Annotated in this window: 13 protein-coding genes; 7 read left to right on the plus strand and 6 right to left on the minus strand. The window is 62.2% G+C overall.

Features of this window, described 5'->3' with window-relative positions; all coding sequences use genetic code 11:
- Window positions 1-22 precede the first annotated feature (22 nt).
- Together CLU92_RS01440 and ppc are read right to left on the minus strand one after the other, a co-directional pair.
- Window positions 23-1,834, minus strand: coding sequence for a PAS domain S-box protein (locus CLU92_RS01440; protein ID WP_101480426.1), 1,812 nt, complete (start codon window positions 1,832-1,834; stop codon window positions 23-25).
- Window positions 1,835-1,994: 160 nt separating this feature from the next.
- On the minus strand, window positions 1,995-4,844 hold the full coding sequence (ppc, locus tag CLU92_RS01445; protein WP_101480427.1) for a phosphoenolpyruvate carboxylase: 2,850 nt from the start codon (window positions 4,842-4,844) through the stop codon (window positions 1,995-1,997).
- Between the two features lie 280 nt (window positions 4,845-5,124).
- On the opposite strand from ppc, the gene hemC reads away from it, so the two are divergent.
- Genes hemC through CLU92_RS01465 form a run of 4 tightly spaced genes read left to right on the plus strand, consistent with a single transcriptional unit; the run spans window position 5,125 to window position 9,217 of the window.
- The gene (gene hemC / locus CLU92_RS01450; protein WP_373918893.1) at window positions 5,125-6,096 is read left to right on the plus strand and encodes a hydroxymethylbilane synthase; all 972 of its coding nucleotides are present in this window, start codon (window positions 5,125-5,127) and stop codon (window positions 6,094-6,096) included.
- Window positions 6,089-6,871 carry a uroporphyrinogen-III synthase gene (locus CLU92_RS01455; protein ID WP_101484438.1) on the plus strand — a complete coding sequence of 261 codons (783 nt, stop codon included), beginning with the start codon at window positions 6,089-6,091 and terminating at the stop codon, window positions 6,869-6,871. The genes hemC and CLU92_RS01455 overlap by 8 nt, the downstream gene beginning before the upstream one ends.
- A complete protein-coding gene (locus CLU92_RS01460; RefSeq protein WP_101480428.1) occupies window positions 6,868-8,016 on the plus strand; it encodes a uroporphyrinogen-III C-methyltransferase in 1,149 nt (382 codons plus the stop codon). Before CLU92_RS01455 ends, CLU92_RS01460 begins: the two co-directional genes overlap by 4 nt.
- A gap of 4 nt (window positions 8,017-8,020) precedes the next feature.
- Window positions 8,021-9,217 carry a heme biosynthesis protein HemY gene (locus tag CLU92_RS01465; RefSeq protein WP_101480429.1) on the plus strand — a complete coding sequence of 399 codons (1,197 nt, stop codon included), beginning with the start codon at window positions 8,021-8,023 and terminating at the stop codon, window positions 9,215-9,217.
- A 97-nt stretch (window positions 9,218-9,314) separates the two neighbouring features.
- On the opposite strand, the gene CLU92_RS01470 is transcribed toward CLU92_RS01465, so the two are convergent.
- The gene (locus CLU92_RS01470; protein WP_257560814.1) at window positions 9,315-11,741 is read right to left on the minus strand and encodes a membrane-bound PQQ-dependent dehydrogenase, glucose/quinate/shikimate family; all 2,427 of its coding nucleotides are present in this window, start codon (window positions 11,739-11,741) and stop codon (window positions 9,315-9,317) included.
- Between the two features lie 670 nt (window positions 11,742-12,411).
- On the opposite strand from CLU92_RS01470, the gene ppa reads away from it, so the two are divergent.
- On the plus strand, window positions 12,412-12,954 hold the full coding sequence (gene ppa, locus CLU92_RS01475) for an inorganic diphosphatase (protein WP_101480430.1): 543 nt from the start codon (window positions 12,412-12,414) through the stop codon (window positions 12,952-12,954).
- A gap of 59 nt (window positions 12,955-13,013) precedes the next feature.
- Here ppa and CLU92_RS01480 read toward each other — a convergent pair whose 3' ends face one another.
- Window positions 13,014-14,147 (minus strand): GNAT family N-acetyltransferase, encoded by a 1,134-nt coding sequence (locus CLU92_RS01480; protein WP_101480431.1) that lies wholly within the window; start codon window positions 14,145-14,147, stop codon window positions 13,014-13,016.
- Between the two features lie 102 nt (window positions 14,148-14,249).
- Between CLU92_RS01480 and CLU92_RS01485 the strand changes: the two genes are divergently transcribed.
- A complete protein-coding gene (locus CLU92_RS01485; protein WP_101480432.1) occupies window positions 14,250-15,866 on the plus strand; it encodes an NAD+ synthase in 1,617 nt (538 codons plus the stop codon).
- Window positions 15,867-15,907: 41 nt separating this feature from the next.
- A complete protein-coding gene (locus CLU92_RS01490) occupies window positions 15,908-16,246 on the plus strand; it encodes a P-II family nitrogen regulator (protein WP_034758685.1) in 339 nt (112 codons plus the stop codon).
- A gap of 166 nt (window positions 16,247-16,412) precedes the next feature.
- Here the strand turns inward: CLU92_RS01490 and CLU92_RS01495 are convergent, their stop codons facing one another.
- Together CLU92_RS01495 and CLU92_RS01500 are read right to left on the minus strand one after the other, a co-directional pair.
- Window positions 16,413-17,042 carry a trimeric intracellular cation channel family protein gene (locus CLU92_RS01495; RefSeq protein WP_034786156.1) on the minus strand — a complete coding sequence of 210 codons (630 nt, stop codon included), beginning with the start codon at window positions 17,040-17,042 and terminating at the stop codon, window positions 16,413-16,415.
- Window positions 17,043-17,176: 134 nt separating this feature from the next.
- A complete protein-coding gene (locus tag CLU92_RS01500; protein ID WP_071078510.1) occupies window positions 17,177-17,851 on the minus strand; it encodes a Smr/MutS family protein in 675 nt (224 codons plus the stop codon).
- Window positions 17,852-17,854 lie beyond the last annotated feature (3 nt).

Raw genomic sequence — 17,854 nt, forward strand, 5'->3', positions numbered from 1 at the left:
TTTTTATGCTGCAAATGCATACTTAATTTGCTACTATTTTTACTAATTTTTGTTTATTGCTATCGGCATGCCCTTTACTTGCCCGCTGCGGCAGATGGATGGCCAGCGCCGTCCCCTGGCCTGCCTGGCTGTCGATGTGCAATTCACCACCCAGCGCGTGGACACGTTCGCGTATGCTTTTCAGGCCGAAGGCGGCCCGCTTGCCGTGGTCGCCCGGCTGCATGCCGATGCCGTTGTCGCTGATGCGCAGCACGATGGCATCCGCATCTTGCGCCAGCGCGACTTCCACTTCGCTGGCCTGGGCGTGGCGCACGATGTTCGACAGCGATTCCTGCAGCACGCGGAAGATGGCCAACGTCTGGCGCTGGTCCAGGCCCAGGTCGGGCGCCTCGCTGTCGAGCGTGAGCCAGTAGCGGATGGCGCTGCGGCTTTCCATCTGGCGTATCAGCCACTCGGCCGCCGGGCCCAGTCCCAGCTCCAGGGTGCTGGGATGCAAGTCATTGATGATGGTGCGCACGGAGCGGATGGTGGTGTCGATGGTGTCGAGCACGCGCTGCGCATGGTGGTGCAGGCGCGGGTGGGTGGTGGCCGTGCGCGCGTGCAACAGCGACACATCGATGCGCAGCACCATCAGATTCTGCCCCAGGTCGTCATGAATATCGAGCGCGATGCGGCGTCTTTCCTGTTCCTTGATGGTTTGCTGGTGGTCGGTCAGTTCGCGCAGCTGGGCCAGGGTGCGCTGCAGGTTTTCCTCGTTGCGCTTGCTGTCGGTGACGTCGACGGCCATGGCGATGATCATCTGCGGCCGGCCGTCGGCGTCAAACACGGGTTTCTTGTGCGTCTGCACGAGGCGATTTTCCTGCAACTGCGCGTTCCATACCAGTTCTTCGCGTATCACCACCTGACGGCTGGCAAACGCCTGCTGGTCGGCAGCGAGGAAGCCCGCGTTCTGTTCCTCGGGGAAGTGCTGCAAGTCGCGCCCTTCGGCGACGTCCTGCTGGCGCACGCCCCATTGCTGCTCGCAGGCCTGGTTCATCAGCACGATGCGCGAATCGGCATCTTTCAGGAATAGCGACAGGGGCATCATGGAAATGATGTCCTGCAGCCGCTCCTCGCTGCGCGCCAGGGCCGCTTCCGTTTGCGCGCGCATGGCGATTTCCGCGGATAGCTGGATGTTTACGTCGAGCAACTGGGCCGTGCGCAGGGCCACGCGGCTTTCCAGTTCCGCATGGGCCAGGCTCAACGCGTGTTCGGCCCGCTTGTGTTCCGTGATGTCGCTGGCCATGACCAGCGCGCCCGTCAAGGCGCCGTGCTGGTCGTACAGGCGGCGGCCGCTGAGCATGGCCCAGCGCTGCGTGCCGTCGCCATGCTGGTAATGCAGTTCGCCCATGCAGCTATCGCTCGCCGTCTGGCGTAGCGGACACAGACGCAGCAAGGTGGCCTCGTCGTGGAATTCGTCCATGGCGTGGTCCAGCAACTGTTCGGCGGGGATGCCCAGCATGTCGCACAGTCGCTGGTTGACGTACAGAATGCGGCCGTCCGCATCTGTTTGCCACATGCCGTCCTGCGCCGTTTCGCTCAGGTGCTGGTAGCGCATGAGGCTGGCATCCAGCTGGGAGCGCGTGCTGGCGAGGTGGGCGCGCAGCCTGTGCATCAGCCACATGGCCGTTCCGGCGGCGGCGGCCAGCAGCAGGGTCAGCCAGACATGCTCCCAGAAGTCGAGCGCCGGCCAGGCCGCGCCCGCCAGCCAGCCCAGCATGATCAGGATAAGGGCGGCGCATGCCGCACTCGGCGTTTCAATCGACCATTTGCTCATCCGCGTCCCTGGCGTCATGGTTGGCCGTTGCTGTGCGCATGGGGCCGGAGTGTGGGGAAGTATCCGACGCTAGTGTAATACCAATTGTTGTTTTATTGAGAATATTTTGCTAACGAGCAAGCAAAAGGGCCGGCCCTTGCGGTGCCGGCCCCTGCCTGGCAAAAGCAGCCTGACGCGATCAGCCCGTGTTGCGCAGGCCGGCCGCGACGCCGTTGATCGACAGCTGGATGCCGCGGTGGACCCTTTCGTCGATCTTGCTTTCCGTCGACAGGGCGCGGTTGCGCTTGATCAATTCCACTTGCAAGTGGTTCAGCGGGTCGAGATAGGCGAAGCGGTTCTGGATCGAGCGGGCCAGCAGCGGATTGCCCGCCAGGCGCTCGGTGTTGCCGGTGATCAGCTCCAGGCAGCGCAGGGTGTTGCCATGCTCATCCGTGATGCGCTTGTAGATGCGTTCGCGCAAGTCCTGGTCGGCCACCAGTTCCGCATAGCGCGAGGCAATTGCCAGGTCCGTCTTGGCCAGCACCATGTCCATGTTCGACAGCAGGGTGGCAAAGAAGGGCCATTCGGCGTACATGGCGCGCAGAGTGGCGATCTTTTCCTCTTTCGCGGCACCCGCAGCATCGTTGATCCACGCCTCGATGGCGCTGCCGAAGCCGAACCAGCCCGGCAGCAGCAAGCGGCACTGGCCCCAGGAAAAGCCCCAGGGAATGGCGCGCAAGTCTTCGATGCGCTGGTTGGCCTTGCGCGAGGCCGGGCGCGAGCCGAGGTTCAGCTCGGCGATTTCCGCAATCGGCGTGGCCGAGAAGAAATACTCCGTAAACCCCGGCGTTTCATACACGAGGTGTCGGTAGGCGTGGTAGGCCAGTTTTGACAGGTCCGCCATCACGGCTTCGAACTGCGCCAGCTGGCTCGCGTGCGTGGGATTGGCAGCCTGCGGTGCCAGGCTCGCTTCCAGGGTGGCGGCGACCAGCAATTCCAGATTGCGCCGGCCGATTTCCGCGTTGGAAAACTTTGAGGCGATGATTTCGCCCTGTTCCGTCAGGCGGATCTGGCCGTTGACGGTGCCCGGCGGCTGGGCCAGGATGGCTTCATAGCTGGGCCCGCCGCCACGGCCCACCGTGCCGCCGCGGCCATGGAACAGACGCAGCTTGACGCCTGCCTTCTGGAAGTCGGCGACCAGTGCCAGTTCCGCCTTGTACAGTTCCCAGTTCGAGGTGAGAAAACCGCCATCTTTGTTTGAATCGGAATAGCCGAGCATGACTTCCTGTAACTGCCCTTGCTTGGCGATCAATTGCTTGACCAACGGCAAGGCCATCACCTCGCTCATGATGCCGGCCGCGCGCTGCAGGTCGGGTATCGTCTCGAACAGGGGGATGACCATCAGCTCGCACGTGCTGTCGCCGCCGGCCCCGGCCTTCCAGTCGGTGCGCAGCAAGCCCGTTTCCTTTTGCAACAGCAACACTTCCAGCAAGTCGGACACGGTTTCCGTGTGCGAAATGATGTAGTTGCGGATGGCCCGCGCGCCGTAGCGCTGGCGGATGTCGCGCGCCGCGCGCAGGATCGCCAGCTCGGAATCCGTTTCCGTGGCGTAGGCGATGTAGGGCGAGTACAGCAGACGCGGCTGGGCCAGTTCGCTCAGCAGCAGCGCCTGCTTGTCTTCCTCGCTCAGGGATGGGTAGTCGGCGGCCACGCCGCTTTTCGCGAACAGGTCGGCCAGCACGCGCTCGTGCACATCGGAAGTCTGGCGCATGTCCAGCGATGCCAGGTGGAAACCGAAGATGTCTGCCGCACGGGCCAAGGTGGCCAGGCGGGGGCGCACGAGGGCTGCGCCGTGGTGCGATTCGAGCGAGGCGACGATGGTGCGCAAGTCGGCGACAAACGCGGCCGCGTCGGGATACGCGGCGGCCGGCCCCACTTCCTTGCGCAGGATGTTGGTGGCGCCCAGGGCGCGGGCCGTGGCGGCCAGGCGCGCATAGATGCCGATCAGGGCGCGGCGGTACGGTTCGTCGCTGCGGTGCGGCGAGGCGTCCGGCGACTGGTCGGCCAGCGCCTGCAGTTCGGCGCTCACGCCCACCATCAGGGTAGAGACGGATAATTCCGCGCCCAGGGTGTGCACTTCGTCGAGGTAAAAGTCGAGGATGGTGGTGGCGTGGCGCGCCAGCGCATGCTGCATGGTGCCCGCATTCACGTTCGGGTTGCCGTCGCGGTCGCCGCCGATCCAGCTGCCCATCTGCACGTAGGCGGCGTTGATGGGTTCGATGGTACCGTCGCCGTTCGGGTATTCGGCGGCGATATCTTCCTCGATATCGTCATACAGGCCCGGCAGTTCGCGCAAAAAGGTGATGCGGTAGTAGGACAGGGCGTTTTCGATCTCGTCGGCTACTGTCAGCTTCGAGTAGCGCAGCATGCGCGTCTGCCACAGGGTGGAGACGCGCGAGCGCAGCAGTTGCATATTGGCTTGCCGCTCTTTCGGCGTCTGCGGCAGGTCGCGCTCGGCCAGCAGGCGGGCGATGTCGTGCTCGGCGTCGAGGATGCTCTTGCGCTGCACTTCCGTCGGGTGGGCCGTCAGCACGGGGGCGATCAGGGCGTCCTGGAAGAAGGTGTCGACGGTTTTGCGCGGCACGCCGGCGGCGCGCAGTTTTTTCAGCGCGAAGCTGACGCTGCCCTTTTGCGCAGGCGAGCCGGCCAGCAGGTGGGCGCGGCGGCGGCGGATGTGGTGCTGGTCTTCCGCGATGTTGGCCAGGTGCGAAAAATAGGAAAAGGCGCGCACCACGGAAATCGTCTGTTCGCGGCTCAGTTCCTTGAGCATGGCGTCGAGTTCCAGCGCGGCGCCCGCGTCCGCTTCGCGGCGGAAGCGTACGGACGTCTGGCGTATGGTTTCCACCACATTGTAGACGGCGTCGCCTTCCTGTTCGCGCAGCACGTCGCCCAACAGGCGGCCCAGCAGGCGGATATCTTCTTTCAGTGGCGCGTCCTTGTCGGAGCCGGCCGCTGGAACTATTTCTGGTGCTACTGCGTCATTGAGCATAATAAAGAACCAAAGTAAGTGTAAAAGCAAGGGAATGTGGATCGCACCGGGCGTTTGGCCGCAGAGGGGAGGGGGCGCATGATAAAATTTATGGTCTTCAACATGGACGCTAGCCTGACTTGGCCTTCTAGGCTAAGGGATACCGATTATAGCGACGCCGGGCGCCACCCGATACAACTGATATCGGACGGGCGAAATGGCAACGATAATGACAACGACAGTCACAGCGAAAGAACTTGTTTTGAAAGCATCCGAATTGACCCCGAACGAATTGAAGCCGATGATTCCCGCCCGCCTGGTGATCGCCTCGCGCGAGAGCCGTCTTGCCATGTGGCAAGCTGAACATGTGCGCGCGCGCCTGGCCGCCCTGTATCCGCAGTGTAGCGTTGAAATTCTCGGCATGACCACACGCGGCGACCAGATTCTCGACCGCGCCCTGTCCAAGGTAGGCGGCAAGGGCCTGTTCGTCAAGGAACTGGAAGTGGCGATGGAGGATGGCCGTGCCGACCTGGCCGTGCATTGCCTCAAGGATTTACCGATGGACTTGCCGGAAGGGTACACCCTAGCCGCCATCATGGAGCGCGAAGATCCGCGCGACGCCTTTGTGTCGAACGACTATGCCAGCCTGGCCGAGTTGCCGCATGGCGCCGTCGTCGGCACCAGCAGCCTGCGCCGCCAGGCCCTGATCGCCGCGCACTATCCGCACCTGACGATTTTGCCCCTGCGCGGCAACCTCGATACGCGTTTGGGCAAGCTGGACCGTGGCGATTACGCCGCCATCATCCTGGCTGCCGCCGGCCTGAAACGCCTGGGCCTGGCGTCGCGCATCCGCGCGCTGTTGTCGCCGGAACTGAGCCTGCCAGCTGCCGGCCAGGGCACGCTGGCCATTGAAATCATGGGCCAGCGCGCCGATGGCATCGACCTGCAGCGCCTGCTGGCGCCCCTGAACGACGTCGAGGCCACGCAAGTGTCGCTGGCCGAGCGCAAGGTGTCGCGCATCTTTGGCGGCAGTTGCCAGATTCCATTGGCGGCCTACGCCACCATTGACGGCGACACCATGCGTTTGCGCGCCATGGTCGCCACGCCGGACGGCGCACGCATGGCCAGCGCCGACGTCAGTGGCCCGGCTGCTGCGCCGGAACTGCTGGGCGAACAGGTGGCCGAATTGCTGCGCGGCCAGGACGCCGCCGGCATCCTCGCCTCGTGCGCCGTCACCCCCGACAACCATGAAGGCCTGGCGCCGCATGCCTGACACCGTGGTGATCACGCGGCCCGCAGCGCAAGCGGGGCCGCTGGCCGCCAGAATCGCGGCGCTGGGCTTGCCCGTGACCTTGCTGCCGCTGCTGGAAATTCATGCGCTTGACGGCGAGGACGAATGCGCGCAGCTGCAAGCCGTGCTGGCGCGCCTGGCCGAGTACGACCTGGTGGCGTTTGTCTCGCCGAACGCCATCGATTGCGTCTTTGCGCATTTGCCGGACTGGCCGCCTGGTGTGCCCTTGGCAGTGGTGGGCGAGGGCAGCCGTATGGCATTGGGGGCGCACGGCGTCACGGATGCCAATGCGACCATCACCAGCCCGCTCGATACGGCGCGCAGCGATTCCGAACATTTGTTACTGGCGCTGGACTTGCCGGCCCTGCGCGGCAAGCGCGTGCTGATCGTGCGCGGCGATGGCGGACGCGATTACCTGGCCGACGGCTTGCGCGCAGCGGGCGCCGAAGTCGAGTTCGTCACGGCCTACCGCCGCAAGGTGCCGCTGCTGACGCCAGCCTTGCGGGCGACCCTGGAGAACCTGTTGCAGCATAATAATGACTGGGTCATCACCAGCTCGGAAGCGCTGCGCGGTTTGCTGGCGCTGCTCGAAGAATTGGATGGTAAAAAGACGGCTGTTGCGAAAATGCAACAGCAGCATCTGATCGTGCCGCACGCCCGCATTGCACAAACGGCGGCGGCCCTGGGTTTTGCCCGTGTCACCTTGACAGGATCAGGCGACGCAGGAGTGCTCGCCGCGTTACAATCACGACCATGAACGAAATGCCTACACTCTCCGAACCGAATGCAACGCCTGGCAGCGCCGTGAAGACGGCGCCGCAGGCGGCCGACCAACCCGCTGGCCGCGCGCCGACCCTGCTCGAACAGCTGCAAAAGCCCATGAGCATTGCCGTCATCGTGCTGGCCGTGCTGCTCGCTGCGCAAAGCTGGTCGACCAGCAAGCAGATCCGCAACCTGCGCGAAGAAGTGGCCAAGCGCCTGCAAAAGGGCGATGTCAGCAATGCCGAAACGGGCGTGCTGGCGCGCAACGTGCAAGAAGGCACGAAAGAGCTGCAAATCAAGGTGGGCGCGCTGGAAAACCGCCAGAGCGAAACGCAAAGCCAGCAGCTGGCCCTGGAACAACTGTATAACGACTTGTCGAAGAACCGCGACGAGTGGGCGCTGACGGAAATCGAGCAAGTGCTGTCGACGGCCAGCCAGCAGCTGCAACTGGCCGGCAACGTGCCCGGTGCGCTGATCGCGCTGCAAAACGCCGACCGCAGCCTGTCGCGTTCCGACAAGCCGCAATTCATCACCATCCGCCGCGCCATCGGGCGCGACATGGAAAAACTCAAGGCCCTGCCCAGCGTCGATTCGACGGGCGTGGCCTTGCGCCTCGATGCCGTGATCGCCCAGGTCGACTCCCTGCCGATGCTGTCGGATGAAACGCCCGCTTTGCCGGCCGCACCGGAAAAACCGGGCAAGGCCAAGCCCGTGCGCGATGCCAGCGGCAAGCTGGTAGGGCCGCCCGCGCCGGAACCGCTGCTGCAAAAAGTGCGCGACGGCTGGAATACCTGGAGCGGCGACATGTGGGCCGACGTGCGCCAATTGATACGCATCCGCCGCGTCGATACGCCGGAAGCGCTGATGCTGTCGCCGACGCAATCGTATTTCTTGCGCGAAAACGTCAAGCTGCGCCTGCTCAATGCCCGCATGGCATTGTTGTCGCGCAACGAAACTGCTTTCAGGAATGATCTGATCGCCGCGCAGGATGCGCTGGCCAAGTATTTCGATACCCGCGCCAAGAGCACGCAGACGGCGCAAGCCTTGCTGCGCCAGGTGCAGGGCAGCAACCTGGCCATCGAAATGCCAACCTTGTCCGACAGCCTGACGGCTGTGCGCAACTACAAAGCGAAGTCCTGAGCCCATGCGTCTATTTCTCTGGTTACTCGCCCTGATGGCCGCGGCGATCGGTATCGCCGTGACGGCCCGTTTCAATCCCGGCAACGTGGTGCTGTTCTATCCGCCTTACCGCATCGATTTGTCGCTGAACTTCTTCCTGTTGCTGCAGGTCGTGCTGTTCGTGCTGCTGTACCTGTTGGTGCGCGCCGTGCGCGCCACCGTGCGCATGCCGGCGCAAGTGGCAGCCTACCGCCAGCGCAAGCGTGAGCGCGATGGCAACAAGGGCTTGCGCGAAGCCTTGAAAGCCCTGTTCGAAGGGCGTTTCGGCCATGCGGAAAAAGCCGCCCTGCGCGCCGCAGAACTCGATGAGAACGCCGGCCTGGCCGCGCTGATCGGCGCGCGTGCCGCGCACCGCATGCGCCAGTCCGAGCGCCGCGACAGCTGGCTGGCCAGAGTCGAAGGCGATGCCAGCCTGAAGACGGCCCGTTTGATGACGGTGACGGAATTGCTGGTCGACGACCACCAGCCGGAAGCGGCCCTGGCGGCGGTACGCGAACTCAATGCCAGCGGCACGCGCCACATCCACGCGCTGCAATGGTCGCTCAAGGCCGAGCAGCAGGCGAAGAACTGGCCGGAAGTGCTGCGCCTCGTGCGTTCGCTCGACAAGCACCGCGCCCTGCATCCGGCCCTGTCGTCGCGCTTGCGCGAGCTGGCCTATGACCATCTGCTGTCCGATCCATCGCATGACGCCGAATCCCTGATGCGCGTGTGGTCCACCGTGCCAAGCGCGGATCGCGTCAAGCCGTATATTGCCTGCCGCGCTGCCACGGCCCTGAATGCGCGTGGCCTGCACGATGAAGCGCGCCTCGTGTGCGAAGAGTCGCTGGCCGCCGATTGGGACGAGCGCGTCGTGCGCGCCTACCGCGAAGCGGCGGCACCAGCCGGCACGCCGGCCCTGCTGCTGCAGATCGAGCATTGCGAACAATGGATGAAACAGCGTCCGCTGGATGCGGAACTGGCGCTGACCCTGGGCACCTTGTGCCTCAAGCAAAAACTGTGGGGCAAGGCCCAGCGTCACTTGGAGCAGGCTTTGTCGGACGCGAACGAGCCGCAAATGGTGCGCGACGCCCACTTGAAGCTGGCGCAGATGCACGATGCCTTGCAGCAAACGGAGCAGGCCGCGGCCCATTACCGGCAGTGTGCCTTGGCCACCATGCTGTAAGCCTTGTAGACCTTTTCGCCAGACGTAAAAAAGCCGTTCAGTGCAGACTGAACGGCTTTTTTTACGTGCGCACTGCATGGCGCAATGCGCTGCTACCTTACTTCTTCGGTACGGCAGTGCTTTCCGGCAAGGCATACGCGATCAGGGTGTCGCTCATCTTCGTGCCCAGCGAACCGTGGCCACCGGCCATGACGACGACGAACTGGCGTCCCGACTTGTTCGAGACATAGCTCATCGGCGTAGCCTGACCGCCGGCGGGCAAGCGGGCTTTCCAGATGACTTTACCGTTGCTGACATCGTAGCCGCGGATATAGTAGTCGAGCGTGCTGCTGAGGAAGGTCACGCCGCCACCCGTGGTGACCATGCCGCCCAGGCTGGGCACGCCCAGCGGCAGTGGAATCGGCACGGGACCGCTGTCGCGCGTGGTGCCGTTCTTGTGCATCCACACTTTTTTCATGGTGCGCAGGTCGACGGCGGCCACATAGCCCCAAGGCGGTGCCTGGCATGGGAAGCCCAGCGGCGACAAAAAGGCCTTGATTTCCACGGCGAACGGTACGCCCGTCTGTGGCTGCAAGCCCATTTCGCCGCCCGTGCCGCCCTTGGCCGTCGTTTCGGCGCGTGGCACGAGTTTTTCCAGGAAGCCCATGTAGTCAGGGTTGACGATCAACAACTGGCGCACGGGGTCGATGGCTGCGCCGCCCCATTCGAAGATGCCCAGCGGGCCCGGGGAGATGACGGCACCCTTGCCGGCTGTTTGCGGCGTGAACGGGCCTTCATAGCGGCGTTCCTTGAAGATGATGCGGCAAGCAAGCTGGTCGAACGGCGTCGTGCCCCACATGTCTGCTTCGCTGATGTTGCGCTCAGGTAAGAAGGTCAGGGCCGAGAAAGGCTGCGTGGGTGACAGGGTGTCGCCAGCGGCAGGATTGCTCGTTGGCACGGGTTTTTCCGGCGCCGGCACGACCAGGCTGCCATCGCGGCGGTCGATCACATAGATATCGCCCCGCTTTGTCGTGGCAACCACGGACGGGACCTTGCCTTTTGGCGTATCGATGTCGACCAGCGAAGGTTGTCCGCCGATATCCATGTCCCAGATATCGTGGTGTACGGTCTGGTACACCCAGCGTACTTTGCCCGTCGCCAGGTCCAGCGCGACGATGGCACTGTTGAATTTCTCGCCATTCTTGTTGCGATTGCCGCCCCAGGTGTCGGGGGTTTCATTACCCATTGGAATGTAGACCATGCCCAGCTTTTCATCGATGCTGGCCACGCCCCACGAGTTGGGCGAGTTGTTGGTGTAGTTCTTGCCTTCAGGGAAGGGCTTGGTATCTTCCGGCGTGGCGGGGTCCCAGTTCCACAGCAGCTTGCCCGTGACAGGGTCATAGCCGCGGATAACGCCCGACGGTTCTTCCGTCGAATGATTGTCCGTCACGCTGGCGGCGATCACGGCCACGTTTTGCGCTACGGCCGGCGGGGAAGTGGGCATCAGGAAACCGCGCTTGATCATGGCCATGTTTTTATACAGGTTGACGACGCCGTTGTTGCCAAAGCTCTTGCACGACTCGCCCGTATCGGCATTGACGGCGATCATGGTGCCATCCATGGTCGGCGCCAGGATGCGGCGCGGACATTCCATGCTGGCAGCTTCGGGGGCAGGATTGTTCCTGGCGCGGCCCGCATTGACGTCCCAGTAGGCGACGCCACGGCAGATCATGTGCTGGTAACTGGCCGCGTCGCGGTTGATCTTCGGGTCGTGGCGCCAGATTTCCTTGCCTGTGTCCGGATTCAGGGCGATGACGATATTGTGCGGCGTGCACAGGTACAGCATGTCATTGACCTTCAGCGGCGTGACTTCGTTGGCGATCTCGCCCGGGTCGTTCGGTCCCTTGAAGTCGCCCGTGTGATAGGTCCAGGCTTCTTTCAGTCCGGAAATATTGGCCGGCGTGATCTGCGCAGCCGGGGCATAGCGGTCGCCATAGCCGGAGCGGCCATACGCGGACCAGTCGTTGTGCTCGACGCCGGGCGCCAGGTCGCCAGTGGCGGTAGCCGCCATGTTGTCGGCTGGTACGTCGCCATGCAAGTCATGGTAGTCCTGGAACAGGGCGATGACGCCGGCGATGACGGTCAGGGCCACGGCGGCGCTGAGGGCCGTCTTTCCCCCTTGCGGCTGTTTCGCTGCGGCGGGTGGCGCCAGGCGGCGGCTGACGAAGGGCAGCAGCAGCCAGACGGCGGCGGCAAACCAGATGTCGAGGCGCGGCAGCAATTGCCACCAGTCGAATTTCACTTCAATGACGGACCAGATGAGGGTGGCGATCAGCAGCAGCGCCATGAACGGTTGCGCACTGCGCTTGCCCTGGAACACCAGCACGCCGGCAACGAGTATGCCTATGCCTGCCAGCAAGTAGTACCAGGAGCCGCCGAGACTGGCCAGCCAGATGCCGCCGCCCAGCAGGGCGAGGCCAAACAGAATGAAAATAACACCGGTGACCTTTAATAAAGGACCGGGTCGGAAAGAGGGAATCATCATATTCCTTTTTGCAAGGATTTATCGGTGGCGCGTTGAGAACGCCATATTGAATTCAGGGAAGGCGTCGATTGCAGAATATACAAAGTTTGGAATCACCAGAATGTTATAGTTTATCAGAATTGATGATTGTCTTCTGGTTGCGCCATTTTTTGGCGGGGTCGCCATTTGAATCAATTGAAGGCTTCAAATAAGAACAAATATTATGCTCGATGGTGGGTTTGCCGGGCTGGAAGGTTCCCTGCCGGGCGATGATCGACGGGTCTTGACATGGCGGCGCAATAACAGGGATTTATTGGGTATAGATTAATCGGCAAAACCGTTGCCATAAGTGGCTGTAAAAATTGCAATTCCACATATAATAACCATATTATCGGCATGGTGATATTGAAGTGAAAATATGCAGATGCTTCCTGTATTAATTCAGGGTTCCCGTAGTATTACTTAAGTGTTTTCACTTATTATGTTCGGCGGCCGCTTTATTCTCTCGTTGGCCGGCTGCGGCGGACAGTAAAGCCGGGCGGGCGGCAGGCTGCGCGGGCGAGGGGGCCGTGCATGCCACTGTTGTTGGCGTGATGCGCAATACGCCGGCGGGCCGCTGCTGCATCGCACAAGCCGCCTGTACTTCGCTATAATTGCGCGGTTAAAACACAATCCGCTAATGAGGAACCCCATGAGTTTGAATAACGTCTCTTCCGGCCGCGACCTGCCGAACGATTTCAACGTCGTCATCGAAATCCCGATGAATGCCGATCCGATCAAGTACGAAGTTGACAAGGAAAGCGGCGCGATCTTCGTCGATCGCTTCATGGGTACCGCCATGCATTACCCGTGCAACTACGGCTATGTGCCGAACACCCTGTCGCCGGACGGCGACCCGGTTGACGTGCTGGTCATCACCCCATTCCCGCTGATCCCGGGCGTTGTCGTGCGCTGCCGTCCTATCGGCGTGCTGAAAATGACCGACGAGTCGGGCGAAGACGCGAAAGTACTGGCCGTGCCAGTCGACAAGGTCCTGTCGATCTACAGCCACTGGCAAAAGCCGGAAGACTTGAACGAACTGCGCCTGCGCCAGATCCAGCATTTCTTCGAGCACTACAAAGACCTGGAAAAAGGCAAATGGGTCAAGATCGACGGCTGGTATGGTCCAGACGTGGCCAAGGAAGAAATCCTGAACGGCGTCGCCGCCTTCAAGAAAGATGCTGAAAAAGCATAACAGCACCTGGTAAAAAAAACGCTCCCCGCCAGCGATGGCCGGGAGCGTTTTTTATTTTTCTAGCCGCGAAACGGGCTGTGGTCGTTCAATTCGTCGAGGTAGGCATCGATGCCGCCCCGTTCGCGCTCGAGGAAGCGCTGCACGGCGTCGGCGAAAGCCGGATGCGCCAGCCAGTGGGCGGACCAGGTCTTCTGCGGCAGGAAGCCCCGCGCCATCTTGTGCTCCCCCTGGGCGCCCCCTTCGAAGGTGGTGATGCCGTTAGCGATGCAAAATTCCAGCGGCTGGTAATACGCCGTCTCGAAATGCAAGCAGGGCACGTGCTCGAGCGCGCCCCAGTAGCGGCCATACAGGGTGTCAGTCGTGTGGATCACCAGCGAGGCGGCAATGGCCCGGCCTTCGCGCTCGGCGATCACCAGTAAAATGTTCTGCGGCATGCTGGCACCGATGCGCCGGAAGAAGTCCAACGACAAGTAAGGCGAGGAGCGGTGTTCCGCATAGGTATTGCTGTAGCAGCGATGGAACAGTGTCCAGTCGGCGTCAAGGGCGTTCACCCCGCGCACCTGGCGCATGGTCACACCCGCTTCCTGTACCTTGCGCCGCTCGGCGCGGATATTCTTGCGCTTCTTGTTTTCCAGAGTGGAGAGGAATTGCTCGAAATCCGTGTAGCCGGGATTGATCCAGTGAAATTGCACGCCACTACGCATCAGGTAGCCGGCTTGCGCCAGCAGGCGCGCCTCGTTTTCCGGCGGGAACAGGATGTGGCAGGACGAGACGGCGCTGGCTTGCTGCTGGGCCTGCAGGAAGGCCAGCAGGGCGGCGCGTGCCTGGCCATCGCGGGCCAGCAAGCGCGCGCCGCTGACGGGCGTGAAGGGTATCGCGGACAATAGTTTCGGGTAATATTCAAGGCCATGCTGCTGATACGCGTCGGCCCAGGCCCAGTCGAACACATATTCGCCATACGAGTGCATCTTCAGGTACAGGGGCAGGGCGGCAGCCAGGGTCTCGCCTTGCCACAACGCCAGGTAATTCGGCTGCCAGCCCGTCTCTGCGCTGGCGCAGCCGGACTCATGCAGCGCGTGCAGAAAGGCGTAGGAGAGGAAGGGAGTGGCGTCCGCCTGGCTGGCCAGCAGTTCAGTCCAGGCCGCTTCGCCAATTTCAGCCAGAGTGGAGACGATAGCCGTGCGATAATTCATTGTTGTAGTGTGCATTCTTCACTCTCGGGGCGCCACCATCGGCCTGCGCGCCCCTGTCTTGTTCTTGTTTAATAAAATTAATAAAACGAAATTTCCACCATCATGACAGTCAAAGTCGCAATTGCTCAAATGAATAGTACGGTCGGCGATCTGGCCGGCAACCGTGCCAAGATCTTCGACCTTTCCCGCCGCGCCTTTGAGGCGGGCGCCGATATCGTGCTCACGCCGGAACTGTCGCTGGTCGGCTATCCACCCGAGGACCTGTTGCTGCGCAATGCATTCTACGCAAAAACGCAGGAAGTGTTTGCGGGGCTGGCCTTGGAGCTGGCCCAGTTCAAGGATTTGCACGTGGTGGTGGGCTTGCCCCTGCAAGATGAGAAGGGCGTGCGCCACAATGCCGCCTCCGTGCTGCTGAACGGCGAAGTGCTGGGCACCTACCGCAAGCACGACTTGCCGAACACGACCGTTTTCGATGAAAAGCGTTACTTTACGTCGTCGGACCAGGCCTTTGTGTTTGGCGTGAAAGGCGTGCGTTTCGGCATCAATATCTGCGAAGACACGTGGTTCCAGCACGCGCCCATGCGTGCCCGCGCGGCTGGCGCGCAAGTGCTGCTGGTACCGAACGGCTCGCCGTATCACATGAACAAGCAGCATCTGCGCTATGAAACCATGCGCAAGAACGTCAGCGCGCAAGGCATGGCCCTGGTCTACGCCAACCTGGTCGGTGGCCAGGATGAGCTGATTTTCGATGGCGACTCGTTTGTCATGGATGCGGCCGGCACGATTTGCGCCCAGCTGCGCCATTTCGAGGAAGATTTGCAGCTGGTCGAGTTCGACGGCGCCACGCCCGTGCCGCAAGCCCTGGCCGCTCCGTTGACGATCGAGGCGCAGGTGTACCAGGCGCTGGTGCTGGGCGTACGCGACTATATCGGCAAGAATGGCTTCCCTGGCGTGCTGATCGGCATGTCGGGCGGCGTCGATTCCGCCCTGACCCTGGCCATCGCCGTCGATGCACTGGGCGCCGACAAGGTGCGCGCCGTGATGATGCCATCGCAGTTTACGGCCGATATCTCGTGGATCGATTCGCGCGACATGGTAAAACGCCTCAATGTGCGCTACGATGAAATTCCGATCAAGCAAACCTTCGATGCCTTCCGCGCCACCCTGGCAGGGGAATTCGCGGGACTGGCGGAAGACGCGACGGAAGAAAACATCCAGGCGCGCATCCGCGGCACCTTGCTGATGGCCCTGTCGAACAAGCATGGCAGCATCGTGCTGACGACGGGCAACAAGAGCGAGATGGCCGTCGGTTATTGCACGCTGTACGGCGACATGGCGGGCGGCTTTGCCGTCATCAAGGATATCGCCAAGACGCTGGTGTACCGCCTGTGTGCCTGGCGTAACAGCGTGTCGGACGTGATACCCGAGCGTATCCTGACGCGCGGACCGTCGGCCGAGCTGCGCGCCGACCAGCTGGACCAGGATTCCTTGCCGCCGTATGAGGTACTCGACGGCATCATGCAGCTGTACATGGAAGAAAACCGTCCGATCGCCGAGATTATCGAGGCTGGCTACCCGCCGGCCGATGTGGCCCGGGTCACGCGCCTGATCAAGATCAACGAATACAAGCGGCGCCAGTCGCCGGTGGGCATCCGCGTCACGCACCGTGGCTTCGGCCGCGACTGGCGCTATCCGATTACCTCCAAGTTCTACGAGTAAGCAGCCATCTGTCCACAATCCAACAATGTTAAGGAGTAGCCATGAAACAGATTACCGCCATCATCAAACCATTCAAGCTCGACGAAGTACGCGAGGCCCTGGCCGATGTGAACGTGACGGGCTTGACCGTGACGGAAGTGAAGGGCTTTGGCCGCCAGAAGGGGCATACCGAGCTGTACCGTGGCGCCGAGTACGTGGTCGACTTCTTGCCGAAAGTTAAAGTCGAAGTGGTGGTGGACGACAGCGTATCCGAACTGGTGGTCGACGCCATCATCAAGGCTGCTCGCACGGGCAAGATCGGCGATGGCAAGATCTTCGTGCGCGACGTGGAGCAAGTGATCCGCATCCGCACAGGTGAAACGGGTCCGGACGCCGTCTAAGTTTTTGCTGGTGGGTGCGCCAGCGATGTTGTCGGATTGCGGCTCTTCGAGCCTCATCCGACCTACGTATAGCAATGTGTGTCATGCCGTAGGTCGGGTTAGCGCGCCAGCGCGTTAGCCGACGCTGCTGAGCCACCAAAGCTGCCCGATTGCGCAGCAGCGCGCTTCACCGCCCCAGCCGCATGTCGAATTTCCAGCATATCAGGCGCAAGATTGTGATGCCGCTGGCGCTGGTCCACAGCGCGAAGTCGTGCTCGGCGCCGAAGTGCATCTGCAGCAGGTAGGCCCAGCAGCCGAAAAACGCGCAAATGGCGTACGGTTTGCCGTCGCGAAATACCATCGGTACTTCATTGCAGACGATGTCGCGCATCACGCCGCCAAAAATCCCCGTAATTACCCCCATCATTGAGGCGATGAAGATCGGCATGCCGGCGCGCATGGCTTCGGCCACGCCCGCGATGGCGAACATGCCCAGGCCGATGGCGTCGGCAATGACGATCAGGCGTTCCGAGACGATCTGGCGCAAATGCTGGATCAATGGCGCGGCCGTCAGGGCCAGCACGAAGATGAGAATGGCGTATTCCTGGTGCGAGACCCAGAACAAGGGCCGCTTGTCGAGCAGGATATCGCGCAAGGTGCCGCCGCCAAACGCCGTAATGAATGCCACGACGAACACGCCGACCAGGTCCATGCGCTTGCGGCGCGCTTCGATGAAGCCGGAAAACGCGCCCACCAGGATGGCGATGACCTCAATGATCTTGATCAGCGAGCCAGGCGGCAATTGGGGTGGCATCATGGGTGGAGCGCTTGAGCTGGAAATAATTGTCACAGGTTAACATGACACGGCCCCGAATGGTGACAAACGGGGCCGTGTGCATGGGACTTAATTGGGCTAACCTGTTACTGAATTGTGTTTTCTTGCTGGCAAGCTCAGCGAATGGGCTGAAGAGCGGAAGAAAGCAATACCACCAGCGCGCCATCGCCCCCTTCGGAGCGGCGTGCCTGGCAAAAGGCGATGACTTCATCCTTTTGCACGAGCCAGCTGTGCACCATCGATTTCAAGACCGGTTCCTGGCCTTTCGAGCCAAAACCCTTGCCGTGGATCACGCGCACGCAGCGCAGCTTGCGCCGCGTGGCCTGGTTCAAAAAGGCACCGATGCCGTCGCGCGCCTCGTCGCGGCGCAAGCCATGCAAGTCCAGCTCATCCTGGATGGGCCAGTGGCCCTTGCGCATCTTCTTCACCACGTCCGGTCCCACGCCGGGGCGGGCGTAATTCAGGGCCGGATCGTTTTCCAGGTAATGGTCGACCTCGAACAAGTCCGACAGCGACTCGCGCAGCACGGCCGCATGATCCTCTTCGGGCGTCAGCTTGCGCGCTGGCTGCTGGGCCGCCATGGCGCCCGCCTTGGGCAGGCTGGGCACGTAGCGATCCGACTCGGGCAGGCGCTTGACGCCGCCGATGCTCGCCTTGAACAGATTGCTTTCCACGGCCTGCACCTTGACCTGCTGGGCGCGTTCAGCCGCAGCTTGCGCGCGCGCGTCCGCCTGCTCCTTGAGCTGCTTGCTGACCGCTTTCAGGTCGGCAAAGTCTTTCATCGACGCCATGCG

It is taken from the genome of Janthinobacterium sp. 61 (assembly GCF_002846335.1).
GTDB lineage: Bacteria > Pseudomonadota > Gammaproteobacteria > Burkholderiales > Burkholderiaceae_D > Janthinobacterium.